14 protein-coding genes are annotated in these 15,608 nt (G+C 41.7%); 2 read left to right on the top strand and 12 right to left on the bottom strand.

Annotated elements, in window-relative coordinates; all coding sequences use genetic code 11:
• Positions 1-3: 3 nt before the first annotated feature.
• Positions 4-1,722, top strand: a complete 1,719-nt coding sequence (locus tag H583_RS35525; protein ID WP_051236789.1) for a recombinase family protein — start codon at positions 4-6, stop codon at positions 1,720-1,722.
• 507 nt (positions 1,723-2,229) lie between these two features.
• Here the strand turns inward: H583_RS35525 and H583_RS36730 are convergent.
• The 6 genes from H583_RS36730 to H583_RS0121180 all read right to left on the bottom strand — a co-directional run bounded on the left by H583_RS36730 (position 2,230) and on the right by H583_RS0121180 (position 7,128).
• Complete coding sequence (locus H583_RS36730; RefSeq protein ID WP_154665946.1) at positions 2,230-2,403, bottom strand: hypothetical protein; 174 nt, start codon at positions 2,401-2,403, stop codon at positions 2,230-2,232.
• Between the two features lie 2 nt (positions 2,404-2,405).
• Positions 2,406-2,645 (bottom strand): hypothetical protein, encoded by a 240-nt coding sequence (locus tag H583_RS0121200; protein ID WP_028562238.1) that lies wholly within the window; start codon positions 2,643-2,645, stop codon positions 2,406-2,408.
• 333 nt (positions 2,646-2,978) lie between these two features.
• Positions 2,979-4,526: an SGNH/GDSL hydrolase family protein gene (locus H583_RS35520; RefSeq protein WP_051236787.1), complete on the bottom strand. Its 1,548-nt coding sequence runs from the start codon at positions 4,524-4,526 to the stop codon at positions 2,979-2,981.
• 332 nt (positions 4,527-4,858) lie between these two features.
• A complete protein-coding gene (locus H583_RS0121190; RefSeq protein WP_028562237.1) occupies positions 4,859-5,515 on the bottom strand; it encodes an MBL fold metallo-hydrolase in 657 nt (218 codons plus the stop codon).
• 51 nt (positions 5,516-5,566) lie between these two features.
• The gene (locus H583_RS0121185; protein WP_028562236.1) at positions 5,567-5,995 is read right to left on the bottom strand and encodes a MerR family transcriptional regulator; all 429 of its coding nucleotides are present in this window, start codon (positions 5,993-5,995) and stop codon (positions 5,567-5,569) included.
• 197 nt (positions 5,996-6,192) lie between these two features.
• A complete protein-coding gene (locus H583_RS0121180; protein ID WP_028562235.1) occupies positions 6,193-7,128 on the bottom strand; it encodes a VOC family protein in 936 nt (311 codons plus the stop codon).
• Positions 7,129-7,415: 287 nt separating this feature from the next.
• Here H583_RS0121180 and H583_RS0121170 point away from each other — a divergent pair, with 287 nt between their 5' ends.
• On the top strand, positions 7,416-7,886 hold the full coding sequence (locus H583_RS0121170) for a GNAT family N-acetyltransferase (RefSeq protein ID WP_028562234.1): 471 nt from the start codon (positions 7,416-7,418) through the stop codon (positions 7,884-7,886).
• 96 nt (positions 7,887-7,982) lie between these two features.
• Here the strand turns inward: H583_RS0121170 and H583_RS0121165 are convergent, their stop codons facing one another.
• Genes H583_RS0121165 through H583_RS0121140 form a run of 6 tightly spaced genes read right to left on the bottom strand, consistent with a single transcriptional unit; the run spans position 7,983 to position 15,593 of the window.
• Positions 7,983-9,806, bottom strand: a complete 1,824-nt coding sequence (locus H583_RS0121165; RefSeq protein ID WP_028562233.1) for a DNRLRE domain-containing protein — start codon at positions 9,804-9,806, stop codon at positions 7,983-7,985.
• Positions 9,807-9,840: 34 nt separating this feature from the next.
• Complete coding sequence (locus tag H583_RS0121160) at positions 9,841-11,871, bottom strand: hypothetical protein (RefSeq protein ID WP_028562232.1); 2,031 nt, start codon at positions 11,869-11,871, stop codon at positions 9,841-9,843.
• A gap of 34 nt (positions 11,872-11,905) precedes the next feature.
• Positions 11,906-13,087 carry a discoidin domain-containing protein gene (locus tag H583_RS35515; RefSeq protein ID WP_154665945.1) on the bottom strand — a complete coding sequence of 394 codons (1,182 nt, stop codon included), beginning with the start codon at positions 13,085-13,087 and terminating at the stop codon, positions 11,906-11,908.
• A 47-nt stretch (positions 13,088-13,134) separates the two neighbouring features.
• Positions 13,135-14,379: an SPRY domain-containing protein gene (locus tag H583_RS35510; RefSeq protein WP_028562231.1), complete on the bottom strand. Its 1,245-nt coding sequence runs from the start codon at positions 14,377-14,379 to the stop codon at positions 13,135-13,137.
• A gap of 12 nt (positions 14,380-14,391) precedes the next feature.
• Positions 14,392-15,231 (bottom strand): hypothetical protein, encoded by an 840-nt coding sequence (locus H583_RS33720; protein WP_051236783.1) that lies wholly within the window; start codon positions 15,229-15,231, stop codon positions 14,392-14,394.
• Between the two features lie 11 nt (positions 15,232-15,242).
• Complete coding sequence (locus H583_RS0121140) at positions 15,243-15,593, bottom strand: hypothetical protein (protein ID WP_028562230.1); 351 nt, start codon at positions 15,591-15,593, stop codon at positions 15,243-15,245.
• Positions 15,594-15,608 lie beyond the last annotated feature (15 nt).

Here is a 15,608-nt window from a genome sequence, read left to right as displayed (position 1 = left end):
TAGATGGCAGCGAAAAAACAAACTCCCCCTCTAACAAAGAAAAGGGTCGCTTGCCTTTGGCGAGTCTCGGACAAAAAACAACTTTATGGTGATGATATACCCCTTCAAAGAAGGGCTTGCTTAGATTTCATTGCTTCTAAGCCTGACTGGGTTTTTGTTAAAGATTACACAGAAGGCGGTGTATCTGGGTATAAAGTATCTGCAAAAAATCGTGATGCCATTCAACAGGCTAAGACTGATGCAGAGAACGGTGAATTTGACGTATTGCTCGTCTTCATGTTCGATAGGTTAGGGAGGCGAGATGACGAAACTCCTTTTGTGTTAAGGTGGTTTGTTGAAAAAGGCATTGAAATGTGGTCAGTCAATGAAGGGCAACAAAAACTTGAAGATCACACTGACCACTTGGTCAATTATTTGCGTTTTTGGCAGTCATCTGGTGAGAGTAAAAAAACTTCCATACGCGTCACTGAAAATCAAGAGCAAATGGCGGAAGATGGTCTTTTTACTGGTGGATCAGCAGGATTTGGATACCGTCTTGTTTTTTCTGGATTGAAGAACAAAAAGGGAAAAGATTTATTTAAACGAGAAATAGTTGAAGAGGATGCAAAAATCATCGATGATTTTTTTACAATGGCAGAGGAAGGTTATGGTGGTAAGAGGATAGCGAAATTCATGAATGAAGAAAGGGTCCCGTTTGTCCCGTCTGCTACCGGAGGAAACTGGACTGCAGGTGTTATCAATTTCATTTTAAGGAACCCTCTTTACAAAGGATTCCCCGCGATTGGAAAAAGGAAGAGTGAAATGGGCGTCTTTAACATGCAAGATCCAGAAGAATGGATTCTTCCGAAAAAACAAATACCCGAACTGGTAATCATAGAGGCCGATAGGTGGGATAGGATTCAATTATTAAGAAAAAGTCGAGCTCCAAAAAAAGATGGAGGCGACGAAGGACAAGAAGGAATAACACCAAGTAAACTCAGTAAAAGTCCCTTGCTCCTGATTGGTATGATATGGTGTGGTCATTGCGGCGCTCCATTAACCACGACATATAACCGAAAAACTTATACTTTAAAAACTGGTGAACAAAGAGTATGGACATCCCCGAAGTATAGATGCAGCGGGAAAGCTAGTGGTAAACCTTGTGACGGGAAAACAATCCACTCTCCTAACATTGTGGAATCTATGGTTCTTGAAGAACTCGATATGTATTTGGATCAACTGAAAGAAATGGATCTAACAGCAGAAGTGAATAAGTACATTACAAATAATTTAGATAATGACCTAAGTAAAATCAAACAACTCGAAAAAGATAAACTGCAGCAAGAAAAAGAACTGAATGTGCTTACTGAGGAAGTGACGAAATCTTTACTCGGTCAAAGCTCTTTTGAACCAAAATTGCTTAACTCATTGATTGCAAAAAAGAGGGAAGAACTTAATGAATTAGTAACGGCCATTGCTAAAGAAGAAGTTAAGGTTTTAGAGAAAAAAGTAGAGAAAAGCGATATAGAACTCTTAAGCAAAAAAATACCGAACTGGAAAGAAGTTTTCGGTAAATCTTCTTTAGATAAGAAAAAGATAATGTTGAGTGCACTTTTGAAAAGCGTGATTGTTAAAAGAGACGGTATTGACATTAATTTAAAGCTGCATGTCACTCATTTCTGCAAGCTTGCAAATGGTAGTGAATTTGTCTTAGGAGGGAGAGCGCATCGCTGGCAGCGATGAGGTCAGGGGTTCGATCCCCCTTGGCTCCATACAAAAAAGAAACGTCATCACACACTGTGATGGCGTTTTTTTGTATGGATTGCCTAGGGGGCGAACCCAGGGTTCAGCCCCCGCGGACGGAGCGCATGGATTTGCTTCTTGATTAACTTCAAGCGCAGGAGCACGGCGTCTGAATCTTCCGCTAATAGTCCTCCGCGACTCGGCTTCGTCAGCCTTTAATCAGGATTCGGACATCCCCCTTGGCTCCATACAAAAAGAAACGTCATCAAACACTGTGTTGGCGTTTTTTTGTATGGATTGCCCAGGGGGCGAACCCGGGGGGCAGTCCGCGCGGATGGAGCGCATGGAGTTGCTTCTTGATTAACTTCAAGCGTAGGAGCAAGGCGTCTGAATCTTCCGCTAAAAGTCCTCTGTGATTTCACTTCGTCAGCCTATAATCAGGATTCGGACATCCCCCTTGGCTAACTGCCTTGGTCAGGCATTGGTTCACAATACTCATTTTGCGGGTCACTTTGGAAGTTTTCTTTTCACCCGAGAGAGCTGCAAAATAAAATCTGTCAAAGCACTTTGGTTTCTCTTTCTCTTCCCATTACATTGATCACCGCCTTGTGTATTTTGAGAAGCAAGTGAACCGTCTAACCACAGAAAAAAGCCGCTCAAAATGAGCGGCTTGATGTTCATCACTATTCCTTCTTCATTTCGGCCCATATGACATATCCTGCACCAACAATCAAACAAACTATTTCAGGCAAAATTGAATAGGGCTGTTCAATTAAATCTAATGCTGATGCAAGCATTCCAGTGTTAACTTCCCCGTTTCTAGCTGCAATGATAGCTCCACTCATGTAATATACTGAATTTCGAAAAATAAATAGAATGACTGCCAAACTAATAAATACAACCCCTGCTGCTCTTTTATTCATGTCTCACTCCTAAGATGAAGGTCTAGTATTTGATTCACGTATAATGTATTCACCGTCTGGAACTTTCCCATTATCTTGTTGCAATTCTTTAGGTGTATTGTTAGTGTGATAAGGTGTAAATTCTAACCACGCTCACTTTTGTGAATAAACTGAGATAATTCTCCTAATATGATAAACATACCATTTATTCATTATATCTACAAATCCATAAAGCAAAAATATGAATTCAATTTTAGCGAGATCTTCAAACATTACCAAAGAGGCCGTCTTCACACGGCCTCTTCAGCTATCATTTGATGTGCTTTACCAGCTCTCACGCTGCCCCACGAAAACTCAGTTCATATATGGGCTAAGCAGCGGGGCCAGCATACCTGCTATTTTGACATGACCGGCATCGCTTGGATGAGTGCCGTCTATCGTATCGGCATTCGTGATCCAGCCAGTTGTATCGATATAATGCAGTTTGTTGTCTCCCCCTGCCTGGACGGTTTGAACGGCTGTAAGCGTCGGAGCAGCCTTGGAACCGTTGAATGGTCTCATCACAAAAATATCCGCCGACGGATACTTGGCCCTTACATTTTGCAGGAAGGTGATATACGTTTGCCGGAAGGCGGCGTCCGTCACCCCATTGGAATTATCATTCGTTCCCAGGTTGATCACGACTGCACGCGCCTGATACGTATTAAAGTCCCACAGCGGGGAATTCGTATCATATACGGATTGCATCTTGAAAAACTGATTGCTCATGCCAATACTATTAGGCGAAAAGCATTTGATATTATCGACCAGACAAATGCCCGGAAAAGCGATCTGGGTGTGTTCGGCACCAAGCTGCTCGCCGACGATCCAGGCGTAGTCTGACAAGGCTATTTTCGAATTGAGGTAGCCGGATGTAATCGAATCCCCAACGAATTCAATCAGATTGTTGCCCAGTGCAGTCGGCTGGGTGTTTGCTCCCGGATCCAGCACTAGGCCTTGAATCTGCAGAAAATCATTTTCGGAAGCGGAGGTAATTCTCAGGGAATGCGTACCGCTGGCCAAGGCGGTCGGTGTCAAATTCACCGTGTCTATTGCACCGCTGAACAGGACATCCTCTCCACCGTCAATCGAAACATAGATGTTGGCCGACCTGCCAAGCTTAACTGAGACGCGGGTGCCTGTAAAATTCGTTTTCATATACGAACCGCCCCAGTAGCTCTTGTACACTGTCCCTGAGCTCTTATCCCATCTTCCTACGAACTTCAAATCAGGATTGGTAACAGAGATTTCCGTGCCAGGGGGCGGCTTGATTGTCTTGACAACTTTCACTGAAGCAATTTTCAACTCCAAGTTCGATGTAGCGGGCGTACCGTCTCCCTGGATCGAAAATCGAAAGTCGGCCCCGTTTGCCCGGTTTCCAAAGTAGGCATCTGTGAGCAGATACGTCTTGGTTTTCCAGTTACCTGTGTTTGTGAAGTTATGCAAAGGAGCATTCTTAAAGGCAGCCGCCAGGGAATCGTACTGCAGCACCAATCTCCCGTTCCCTGAATCGAAGTAGGTTACACTGACTTGCACATCATAATCCGAATTATTTTTGAGATAAGTATCGTTGACGTTCATATACAGATAATACGTGTGCGGGCTGGCGGAATTTTTGTTCGTCTGCCAGTAGGTCTTTCCGTCAATTGTACCCGTTATGAGTCCGGCCGGATTGTCTCCCGCCCTGGGATGAATGCCATTCTCGACGGGGGTTGCGCCCAGCGTAACATCGACACCTGCATCATCAGCTGTGGCTTTGACCGGATGAAGCAGCGTATAGGACGCAACCATGGAGAGTATTAGAAGGCTGGTCATCCAGAATTGAACAGAGGAACACTTATAGCCGTAATGCCTGGTTACCATCGTATTCTCCTCCTCAAGAGGTTGGGGTAGGTTCAGAATTACTTTCATGCTGCATTGCATTCATTGCAACTATTATTAATCGCCTTCCCGCCTATAGACACAAATATAAAAGCGCTTTCAAAAATAGTATAAACCGGAATTTTTTTCGTTTCTATATGTCTTTTATAAACTATTATGGGGTAAATGATACCGGAAAAGTAAGAAAGCTGCGGCTGAAATCGTAGCACGGATGATTACAATCATAGCCGAATTAAACAAAACTAAAAGGCATGAGTCCGGCACAGTACCGAACTCATGCCCAGCTTATTGCCTGGCGAAATAACCTTTATATACTAGCTCTGCTGTAAATACTGATCAATGTGCTCGTAGGCATGTTGAACATCCTTGCTATGTGTAATACTGACAAGACTGGGTCTCAGTTCTCTAACAATTGCGCCGCTGGCAATTGCTTCACTCATATTGGGTGTAAATACCTTTGCAGGCTTCTGCAGTTTGCCTCGCTTGGAGGTGAACAAATCCCCGCCAATTAATACGGAATCTTCCGGGTGATAATAGACCACATGTCCAGGAGAATGTCCTGGTGTATGATACGGAATAAGTCCTTGTATCGGCAGCAGTTGATGGTCCTCGCCTGTTGGCAGCGGCTGTACGAGACCAGCCTCCACCAGATGATCGGCTTTTTTTCTGCCCGGAAACGGTTCCTCTCCCTCAATGTATTTCAGCTCTAGCTTGTGTGCATATACAGGAATACGTGCCTCCTTAGCAATGTAAGACAATCCCCCGACATGATCGCCATGCCCGTGTGTCAGCAAGACAGCCTTTATCTTTCCAAGCTTCCTCGCTTCTCGCAGAATGGCCTTACCCATAAACGGCATACCCGTATCAATAATCGTCACACCGTCTTCATCTTCTACAAGCCATGCGCTAAATGTAATGCCTATCCATACCTCCAGCTTCGTAATATGACTGGAAATCTTTCGCACCTTCATACTTGCTGCCTCCTCAACATTATTTGAATTAATAAGATGCAAGAATCAATGCTAAGAATGGGATCCGCTATTCATACTACTGTACATTTCATTGAATAAATGATTGAGCATTTGCCGATTCTTCTTAAATTCCCCATTCTCCATTAAATCCGTAACCAGTTCTAACGCCTTAAGCGCTGATTGATAAAATAAGACTTGCTGTCTAATGTGGCCCATTTTGACGGTGAACATGTTCTCCGAGTTTAAATTGCACTGTGTGGACATCGGGCTTTGCTCCAATTGCAGCATCAATTTTATTTCTTGTAAGGAAAATCCTAATTTCTTAAGAACTATAATAAACTTTAACGCTTGTTCACAGCCCTCATCATAATCACGATATCCATTGTGCAAACGAAGCGGATGCAGCAAGCCTTCATCCTCATAATATCTGGCTGTATCTCCAGAAATCCCATACTTCTCAGTAAATTCTTTGATTTGCATCCAAGATTCCTCCTTTTGATACAGCTTAAAGCTTCCGCTATTTCTTGTTAATTATGCATGACTTCATGCGTCTAGCGTATCATTGGAGCATACTCCAAGGTCAAGCGTCAAAATACGTGTTGCCAGGTGACTGAGCAAACGCAAACAACCGATCCTAAAACAAGACCGGTTGTTTGTATTTGGTTCCTGCCCTGCTACTACAAGTCTGATTTTTCACCGTGAAACGCCTTTTCCAGTTCCGCAACGTTAAACTTTTTCATCTTCAAAAATGCCTGCGTAACACGATTGCGCTGTTCCGCCGTTCCCTTGCTCATCATCTCTTCCAGCTTGCTTGAGGTAATTTGCCAGGAAAGTCCGAATTTATCCTTCAGCCAGCCGCACTGCTCCGCCTCAGGTACAGCCGACAGCTTGTCCCAATAGTAGTCGATTTCCTCTTGCGTGTCACAACTCACCAGCAGCGAAACCGCCTCGTTGAAGTTAAATGCATGATCCAGCGCGCCATCCATTGCCGTAAACCAGGTATCCCCCAGCATAAAGTCGCTGAACATGACAGTGCCTTCCTTGTTCGGCCCCTGACCGGGTCCATAGCGAATCAGTGATCCGGCCTTGGAGTTTTGGAACACAGAGAGGTAGAACTCACGTGCCTCCTCCGCCTTGCCACAGTTATCGTTAACGAATAAAAGGGAAGGAACAATCTCCGGCCGCGGCTCCCCCTCCGGATTCGTCAGCATGAGCTGCCACGTAACTCCATACTTGTCCTGAATCCATCCGAACCTTTCACTGAACGGGTACTTGTCAATCGGCATCAGCGCCGTACCCCCATCAGACAGCTTATCCCATACCTCATCCAGCTTCTCTCTGGCGTTATCTAACCGGGAAGGATCGAAATTGACAATGAATGAGATGGAAGGATTGATCTTAAAGTACGGCCCTGCTGAAATGGCCATAAACGGCTGTCCCCAGATGCTGAATGAAATAAGGTCGGCATCGCCCGAAGGCGTCTCATTCAAGGTCGCTGTGTTCTTGATTTTGGATTCCGGAAATATAGAGCAATAGAACTCCGCTGCTTCTTTCGCCTCTTTGTCGAACCACAAGTGCGGAATGATCGGTTGAATTCTTTTCACATCGCTCATGAAAGATCTTCCTCCCTTTTCATCACATCAATAATCACAAGCTTTTGATTCCATTCTAACACGAAAATTAATTTCAAATTTCTTGCCGATTGCCATGTGTGGAATTTATTTTCTTCTTTCAATTGTAATATACCCAAAATTATGGTACTGAAATAATACAAATTGAATAACTGCTTGCAAAGCAGCGGTGAATGAACTCAGTGGCCTAACTTCTATAGACTGCTTCACTCTGCCCGGAATCTTTGAACAGTTTGTTAATTCGTGTCTCACAATAGAATGGGGGAAACATGTTGGAGTTTAGAAAAATCACCTGGGAAAATTTTATTCCATGCATTGAATTGTCCGTCACAGAAGAACAGAAGCAATTCATCTCTTCCAACCAGCATGCGCTCGCGGAAGCTTATATTGCAGCAGACGAGGGCCAAGATATTATGACGTTTGCCGTATATAACGAGAATACGCTGGTCGGTTTTCTTATGATGTACTATGATGACGGGGATGGCAATTTTGATTACAGCAGCTACGGTGTATTTAAAATGATGATCGATAAGCATCACCAAGGCAAAGGGTATGGGAAAAAGGTCATGGCCAAAGTTATCGAATACGTACGAACCTTCCCCCGCGGGAAAGCCAAAGTTATTGAACTGACCTATAAACCGGAGAATCTGCCTGCAAAGAAAATCTATTCTTCTCTCGGATTTGTGGAGACGGGTAAAGTGCTGGAGTGTGGAGAAGTGCATGCGGAGCTGGTGCTTTAATTTTGCTTCGCGCTGAATGGGGAAAAACCAGCAGCCTGAGGAGAAAATAAGTTCCTATATTGCTGCTGGTTCTAATGAAGTTAAAATATATGTTCACTACATAATAAACGCATAACCTTTGTTGCCTACTCCATTAACCGACATTAGACTGTGCAAATCCGCTGCATCCCGCTTGCGAATTTGCGCTACAACAGACAAATCCTCAATCCCGGTTACCCTCGGCTGAATGATTGCTGCCACATCAGGGCGGCTAATGACGATATCACTCTGCAGCTCAAATATTTGCTTCACAAGAAGCGTTGCTGTCAGGTCGTTCTTGATTTTGACATCAAGAAGAGCCGGGAGCAGTGAGCGTTCCTTCACCCAAAGTATACCTTCACGCTCGTTTATATACTTTACGGTCATAACAGCATTCATTTCTGGTCGGCTGATAGTAAGCACGGCTTCTTTATCTTCATAATACGGTACATAAAGCGTACCGGCCATACAAGCCTCACCCAGAGCTTTAGCAGCAAAGTGTCCGATAAGTTCTGGCTTGTTGACCGTTAATACGGCCTCTTTCGGATCCTCATGATGTGTTCTTGCAGCAAACAAGGCCTCTAACGAAGCATTGTCTCTCTTGTAATTGGATACAGTGAGAAAACTGCTCAAGTCTGGTTTTGAGACGGTCATTTCGGCTTTTCTGTACGAATCATCAGATTGCTTTATTGTGATTACACTTGGCATCGACATCCTGGGATCAACCGTCAATATTGCGTTCAGATGAGGACGGCTTGCTCCTATTACAGCTTCAGGATTATACCGGTCGTCACCTTTATATCTGACCGAAATCTCTGATTCCAATTCGGCACAAGTCCGTCTTTGAATCATAATGACTCCGTGCAAATCCGGGCAAGATACGCTCATATATGCAGGATGGTCCGAATCCATTGGATCTTCTTTCCGATGGACATAGAGGCTGGCTTCACGGAAGGCGAACCCGACATCACTATGCACAGTCAGAAGCGCGTTAATATCTTTTTTCCCTTTTCCATGAATGAACATGGTGGCGTCGATCGTTTCCCTGCCTATGCTATACACTTGAGAAGTTACATAGGATACCCGTAGCTGAGGCGGCAAGTCGGATTCTCGAGTATAGAAGCTGATTGTTCGGTTATCCGGTGTACGCACCAGGAAGCCGCTGTTGAATAATTCTCCTGATCTCCACCTGCGTGCAGCTTCAGCCACATCAAATTCAATGTATCTCTCGCGAGTATTAATTATGAATTGATCGCTTAGCAATTCGTCAGATAAAGGCTTGTTGGCATGCGTAATTCCCATCTCCCGCCACAATTGGTTAGGGTGATGTATCTCCAACATACTGTCTGGAGGAAGCTCAATATAGTAAAGACGGAGAACAGCACGTTCAATGAATAATATATCGGGTATAACTTCATCCAGATTCGCAAAACGCACAAATGACTCAAAGCTCTCGTCACGATTGCGCCCGATTAGCATGCTTTTCGTGTCTCCGTAGTTAATCGTTTGCAAATCCTCACGGCTTCGTGTTGTCGCATCTGCTATTGCAGTTAACCCAACAAGCTTGCGAGGGGCCTCCAATAATTCGAAGCTGCCGAACATCCGGTTATGAGGACGGATCTCCAGCACAGCTTTTACTTCAGATGACGGGATGGCTGTAAGAATACCGCATAGATCATCATTGCCGCGATATTTTATATGAAGCCATGCTGCCTTGTCAGCTTCATGTTCCGTCCGGACAGACAGAAATGCGTTTTTATCATCGTTATCTTTTTGTTTAACGACAAGTAGTGCTTGCCGCTCATCGACTGCTGGAGAATACAGTTTGAATGAACCAATCATCCGATTCTCAGCATACGTTTTGACAGCTAATTCACTATCAAGCTCAATATAATCATCCAACCTTTCTCACATCCTATCTCATTGTATTGAGATGTTATACGGCATCCGCCTTTGCCCTAATCTCAAATCTGCCATGCGGTGCAGGCGCCGCTGTTATACGTGTTGAAAGTCTGACGTAGAACTCCAACTCCTCCTCCGGTTCGAAAAATTTGTTAAACAGCAAAGAAGCCTCATCCCTGAACGGAGAAGCTGTACGTGACAATTGAACCGCCACACCATCCGGCAGCTTTTCTTTTACAACCTCCAGTTGGAGATTTTGTACCCTTTCTCCCATCTGGTTCTTTACGACAACTTTTTTCTCCAGTGTAGTTTGCCCTGCTATAATGGTTCCAAAATCAAGATGCTTCAGCAGCTCTCCGAATGAATTAGTCAAATATTGTCCTGACTCATCCTTGAACATAATGCCGGAATAGGTGCCCGTAAATACAGTCTCCCATACATCACTCTTACCCCAGCCGTCCCTGAACTCCACTCTAAGCTTGTTATCCCGGTCAAAATGCAGCTGACGTTCGGAAATATTCAGATTGATTTCTACAGGGGAAGGCGCTAAAGAAGTAAAACTCCCATCCTGAGGATAATAAGGGTTATCATTCAAAAAGACTCTGTATTGTACGTTGCCCTGCTCTTCGTCTTCTACATCACCGCGAATCTTGTTGCCTGTAAACGTTAGTTGGGCTGTTGCAACTGTATTCAGGACATGAAAGTTTAGATTACCAAATTTGACGTTCCCGGTTGGCGAGTTAACCGATAAGGCGACATTATTGATCCCTATGGATTCATTCGTATGAATCGAGTCATCCAGAAGATAAGCAATTCGGATGCTTTCACCCTTGCTTTTAAATAAGCTCTGATTTAGCTTGGATAGGTCGTATGCACTCATGCCCCGCGACTTCACGCTGTTGATATTTTGAATATCTACTGTATACCATTCTTTGTACTTGCACGCTTGCCATGTGCGGCCGTTGTCAAAAGATAATAAGAATCGAAGAGTACCCAATTCTCCAACCTTGTTCAACAGAATTTGGTGCAAGTCTCCATAAAGCTTAAACTCCTCTGGCTGAATGACTAATTGTTGTACCGGAGTCGCTTCTACTTCCAAAATCATTTTCTCTTCGGGCTCCTCGGCAGTCCAGGTTACGACCTCCACATCGCCATCCAGTTCGTCCAAGGGACTGTAGTTTGCTGTAATCTCCAGCGTTGCTTCTGTCTTGTCAGGGTCATCCGTGTAGTAGAGAACATCGACATTATCCCCTAGCTCATCGTAAAGAGTAAACGGCTCGGTTTCGAGCGTAATCACCGACTCTGTCTGATAAGGATCATCTGTGTACTCCAGAATTGAGATCGTTTGGTCCTTGAATTCATCCTCGAGTGTGAAGGGTTCGGTTTCGACCTTGAATATGACTTCATTTTTATTTGGATCGTCTGTGTAATAGCAAAGCTCGATCTCGCCTTGCAGCTCGGCCCAGGCAGATTCGGGAATGGAATTAATATCTTGCATACCGTGTTCTATAAAATCTTCTTCATTCGGATTTAAACTATTAATCGATACCCATCCATCCAAATGAAATTTTTTAAAGTTACCAGAGTGATGAATAAGTATATTACTATAGTAATTTAATTCCATCATTTCAATTCTGTACACATATAGAGCTACTGATCTTCTATTAGTAATATTAATTCTGTATTGCGTATAGTAATTTGAATTATTTACATCAAAAACTTGCATAGGAAATTGCGACCAGCTGTTAGTTAAAACATAACTTTGCAGCACAGTCCACTGTTTCCCATCATTTGAAGCCTCAAAATTCCACGTTTGAATAGGATTCCAGGTAGTATCCACCAGTAAAGAGTAGCAAACAATTCTTTTGGGCTTCTGAAATTCATAAGCAATCCATGCAGGACTTTGTTCACTATCTCTTTTTATAGACCAGCTTTCTTTTTCATTATAGCTAAAAGCTTTCCATGCTGGATATGAACTACTTTGAATATCGCTTGCGCTTGACTTACCTGAGGGACTAGTATCACTGGTCATATCAGGGACAATATTGTTACTAATATAAGGCATTTAAATAAATCACTCCTCTCCACTAATCAATTAGTTACTCGATTGCAACCTTTTTAATTGATGTTTTAAACGAATCAATGCTTTGTTTAATTACCTTGCCTGAACCAAGCAACACATTTTTTTGTGCCACATAATTTATTCTAGTATTTTCAGATGTTAGATTTATTGTCTGATTCTTATCTAGTCCATAATTAAGAAAGTTTGATTCCGATCCTGATTCCAGATAAATGAGAGTCCCAGGAATATACTCAAACATTGTAAGCTCATTGATGTCTGTGTAGCTTATGAACCCATTATTCGCAGTCCAATTTAACCTGTACATTTTAAAAGGAATTTTATTATTTATCACATATTCCTTATCAGTATTAATAGCTGTCCAAGTTTGATTAATCTGCTTATCCAATACTAACCATTCGACTCCATCATTAGAGCCTTCAAAAGTCCAGTCCCTTGGCATTTTAGAAAGATGGGATAAGCCGTTCATGCTTCTCACTCCATACTTTCCAACTATAACAGGTTTTACAAATTCATAACCTAAGTAACCTATACCTCCACTTCCAAAAGCAGAAGCAAATCCTTCATTATTATCTATCTGATCAAAAGCTCGCCAAGCATCATAACTAGAGTTGTAAATACTACTTGCAAAAGCCCGCCCAGAAGGCGTAATATTACTGGTCATTTTAGGTATTAAAGTTTCTGCTTCACTATAGTCAGGAACAATAGAATATCTCTTATTATTTAAAGAAAGTAAAAACTTATAATCAAATTTCAATTCAAACATTTTAAGTTGACTTAAATATAAATAATTTCCTCCATTGTTGTTCAATACATTTATCCTGTAAATTAGAAAAGGAATTTTATTTTCTATCTCATACGTTCGTTCCTCATAATTCTGCCAATTTGTTTCACCTATTCTTGTATCTAAAACAGTCCAGTCAACATCATTATTTGATGCTTCAAACGTCCAATCCTTCGCATTAAAAGAAACTGTTACACTGCCTGAATTAATCATATATTTACTTATAATAATTGGTGAAGGGAACTGATACTTCAGCCATCCAGATCTTACATTATTGGCAGTTGCCCAATTCCCTCCTCCAAATGCTCTCCATGCTGAATATGATGTAGAGTTTTCTGAACTTGCACTGGCAATGCCAGATGGATTATTGTATGAAGTCATTTTAGGTATTGCATTCTGTGTTAAAAAATACATCATTCCGCCTCCAGACCGATTACAATTATATCCTTCAAAGAAGCTCCAAACTAAATTAATTTAATATGTTTAAGTCTTCGTTTTGAAAGATTGACAGAATGTTCAAATTTTTTCCCTAAACCCAGGCTCACATTCTCAAATATAATATTTTTATTTTGATTAAAATGATTCAAAGTAAATGGGTCATTATATCCATACTTAATAAGGGAATATTCTGAATAAGAGTCGATAGTTATTAATACATCAGGCTCATACATTGCTAGGTTTGAAATAACCGTATTAATTGAACTCCCATGATTCTCTCTAAAATTAATCCTATACATTAAGTATTTAGAATTATTTAAAAATACATATTCTCTTGTTAAATTACCAACCCAAAATTGATCAATTTGATCATCTAATATATTCCAATTTTTATCATCATTACTTCCTTCAAATGTCCATGCTTTAGGAAATTGTGCATTTAAGCTATTATTTATCGCTACATTGACACTATATTTTGAAATGCAAATTGGTTCTTCAAATTCATAACCTACATATCCTTCCCCCCCACTTCCACTAGGAGTTGTATATCTGGGAGTTTCAGCTTTATTAAATGCATGCCATGCTGTAGAGGCATTCCCAAATGCTCTTCCTGATGGCGCATTATTAGAAGACATTATTGGGATACAATCTTTATCATTACTCTCACATGAGTAAATTTTACCCTCGGATGAAAATACAATATTATTAATAAAACTATTTTTCCTACCATCAAAAGAATAATATCCTTTTGGAATAGAAAACATGAACGGGGCAGCACCAAAATTAAATTTTAATGCTCTATTACTTGGTGTTCCTGTAGTTGAATAACTATTAAAAATTGCTGTTGGGAATACCTCATTAAAAACCTCTAAATTACTATGTGATACTCCCAAGCTCACACCATTCTGATAAAATTCAAGTGTTTTATCTTCAAGATCCAAAGCAACACCAATAACATCACCTTTAGCTAACTTACTACCATACTTTATGTTTCCAGGAAATATAGAACCATTTACAAAGTAAGAGCGTTGATTATTAGATGTCACTGTATCCGAAGAAATTGAAAAAGATTTAGTTGATATACCAATCGCAGTACTCGAATTACTCTCGAGAATTGTAATTTCCCAATACCATTTCCCAATTGTTTTACCGTGTGTTGCTCTTACTGAAGATAACCTTTGTGAATTATTAGTTGCCACTAAATTATTGTCACTAAGTGCAACGTCCGCTCCTTTATCATTTGGATTTAGCGTAACATTAATGATCTCCATCGTTTATCTCCTTTAAGTTATTTTTATCTCTATTATTTGAAACTCCTTTCTTAAACTCAGATGTTTACGATAAATTCTCCCATCACTACCCTGTTCGTCAAGAGTCATAGTTCTTCTTATTTTCTTTTTCTCTCTTTTAAGTATGTTTAAATCCAGCATCCCACTACTCTCAAACTCACGCTTTCCCGGCTCAGACAACACATTCTTAATCCCATCTCTATAAGAAATATACTGATCTCCATACTTAATAAAATGATAAGCTGCAACATCGGGTAGCAAAGCCAGCTTATTAATTTTCTTGTATACATTTTTCTGAATTTTCCTCTTAAATACTACCCCTGGTTCATTCCATTGCTCATTTTTGATCATCTCGAGATGATGCTTCTTCTTTAACTCCAACACACCTTCGTCTGAATTCACAAAAGGATGATTGTATTTCCCCTGCACACTAAAGTCGTCAGTAGTAATGACTTCCAAATGATGAGAAGAAGTAATCTCAATCCGAACCTTTGCAAACTGGTTCACAGGGCTTATAATCTCCCCGGATTCCCCATTAATCTCGTTCCAGGGAGTCCAATTGCTCCGGTCAGGCGAAGACGCTGTCAGAATGCGATAGGTCCCGTTCTTCACGATCACACGATCGGAAGCAAGCCGCTTAAACGCGGAAACCTTGTCCTTCATGAATGAATCGTCGGACTCCCAATACCCAAACGGGTAAAAGACTTCATTCTCATTGTCACTTATCCGGACCCGCTTTAACTGAAGGAAACCATCCCTATATTCTGTGTTGTAAAAGGTTCCCTGACTCAGATCAAGCGGTATCTCGATCTCTTGAATGCGATCAAGCGCCATATCCTAACCCCCTATTCCGGACGCATCCATTGTTCATAAAAACTGCCGGACAGTCCCGTAATCCCCTCACTATTGGTCATGCGCAGTACAACCACGTTAAACTTCGCATTCTGGTGAATGCCGCCAAGCATGACCTCAACAGGCAATGACTTCACTAGGCTTTGCTGTTTCATTTCATTAATTAATCCGGACTGATTCGTTGTAAATTCAGTATGGTAGTTTCTCACCGGCACTGTTATTTTATATTGTTTGCTCCCCGTCTCAATAACCAGCTCATTGTTGCCAATTGTAATTTCCAATGTTCCATTGATTGATTTCCCTCCCCATACTCTGTTATAAGGGTCCCTATATAATCCTTCCATCTCGCACTCTCCTCC

The sequence above is a fragment of the Paenibacillus pinihumi DSM 23905 = JCM 16419 genome (genome assembly GCF_000422505.1).
Classification (GTDB): domain Bacteria; phylum Bacillota; class Bacilli; order Paenibacillales; family Paenibacillaceae; genus Paenibacillus_D; species Paenibacillus_D pinihumi.
The sequence above is the reverse complement of the archived record's forward strand: the minus strand, read 5'-3'. Positions and strand labels throughout refer to the sequence as shown.

Coding starts and splice junctions, on each gene's coding strand:
- H583_RS35525 (WP_051236789.1), top strand. CDS start 4: ATGGCAGCGAAAAAACAAACTCCCCCTCTAACAAAGAAAAGGGTCGCT.
- H583_RS36730 (WP_154665946.1), bottom strand. CDS start 2,403: ATGAACATCAAGCCGCTCATTTTGAGCGGCTTTTTTCTGTGGTTAGAC.
- H583_RS0121200 (WP_028562238.1), bottom strand. CDS start 2,645: ATGAATAAAAGAGCAGCAGGGGTTGTATTTATTAGTTTGGCAGTCATT.
- H583_RS35520 (WP_051236787.1), bottom strand. CDS start 4,526: ATGGTAACCAGGCATTACGGCTATAAGTGTTCCTCTGTTCAATTCTGG.
- H583_RS0121190 (WP_028562237.1), bottom strand. CDS start 5,515: ATGAAGGTGCGAAAGATTTCCAGTCATATTACGAAGCTGGAGGTATGG.
- H583_RS0121185 (WP_028562236.1), bottom strand. CDS start 5,995: ATGCAAATCAAAGAATTTACTGAGAAGTATGGGATTTCTGGAGATACA.
- H583_RS0121180 (WP_028562235.1), bottom strand. CDS start 7,128: ATGAGCGATGTGAAAAGAATTCAACCGATCATTCCGCACTTGTGGTTC.
- H583_RS0121170 (WP_028562234.1), top strand. CDS start 7,416: ATGTTGGAGTTTAGAAAAATCACCTGGGAAAATTTTATTCCATGCATT.
- H583_RS0121160 (WP_028562232.1), bottom strand. CDS start 11,871: ATGCCTTATATTAGTAACAATATTGTCCCTGATATGACCAGTGATACT.
- H583_RS35515 (WP_154665945.1), bottom strand. CDS start 13,087: ATGATGTATTTTTTAACACAGAATGCAATACCTAAAATGACTTCATAC.
- H583_RS35510 (WP_028562231.1), bottom strand. CDS start 14,379: ATGGAGATCATTAATGTTACGCTAAATCCAAATGATAAAGGAGCGGAC.
- H583_RS33720 (WP_051236783.1), bottom strand. CDS start 15,231: ATGGCGCTTGATCGCATTCAAGAGATCGAGATACCGCTTGATCTGAGT.
- H583_RS0121140 (WP_028562230.1), bottom strand. CDS start 15,593: ATGGAAGGATTATATAGGGACCCTTATAACAGAGTATGGGGAGGGAAA.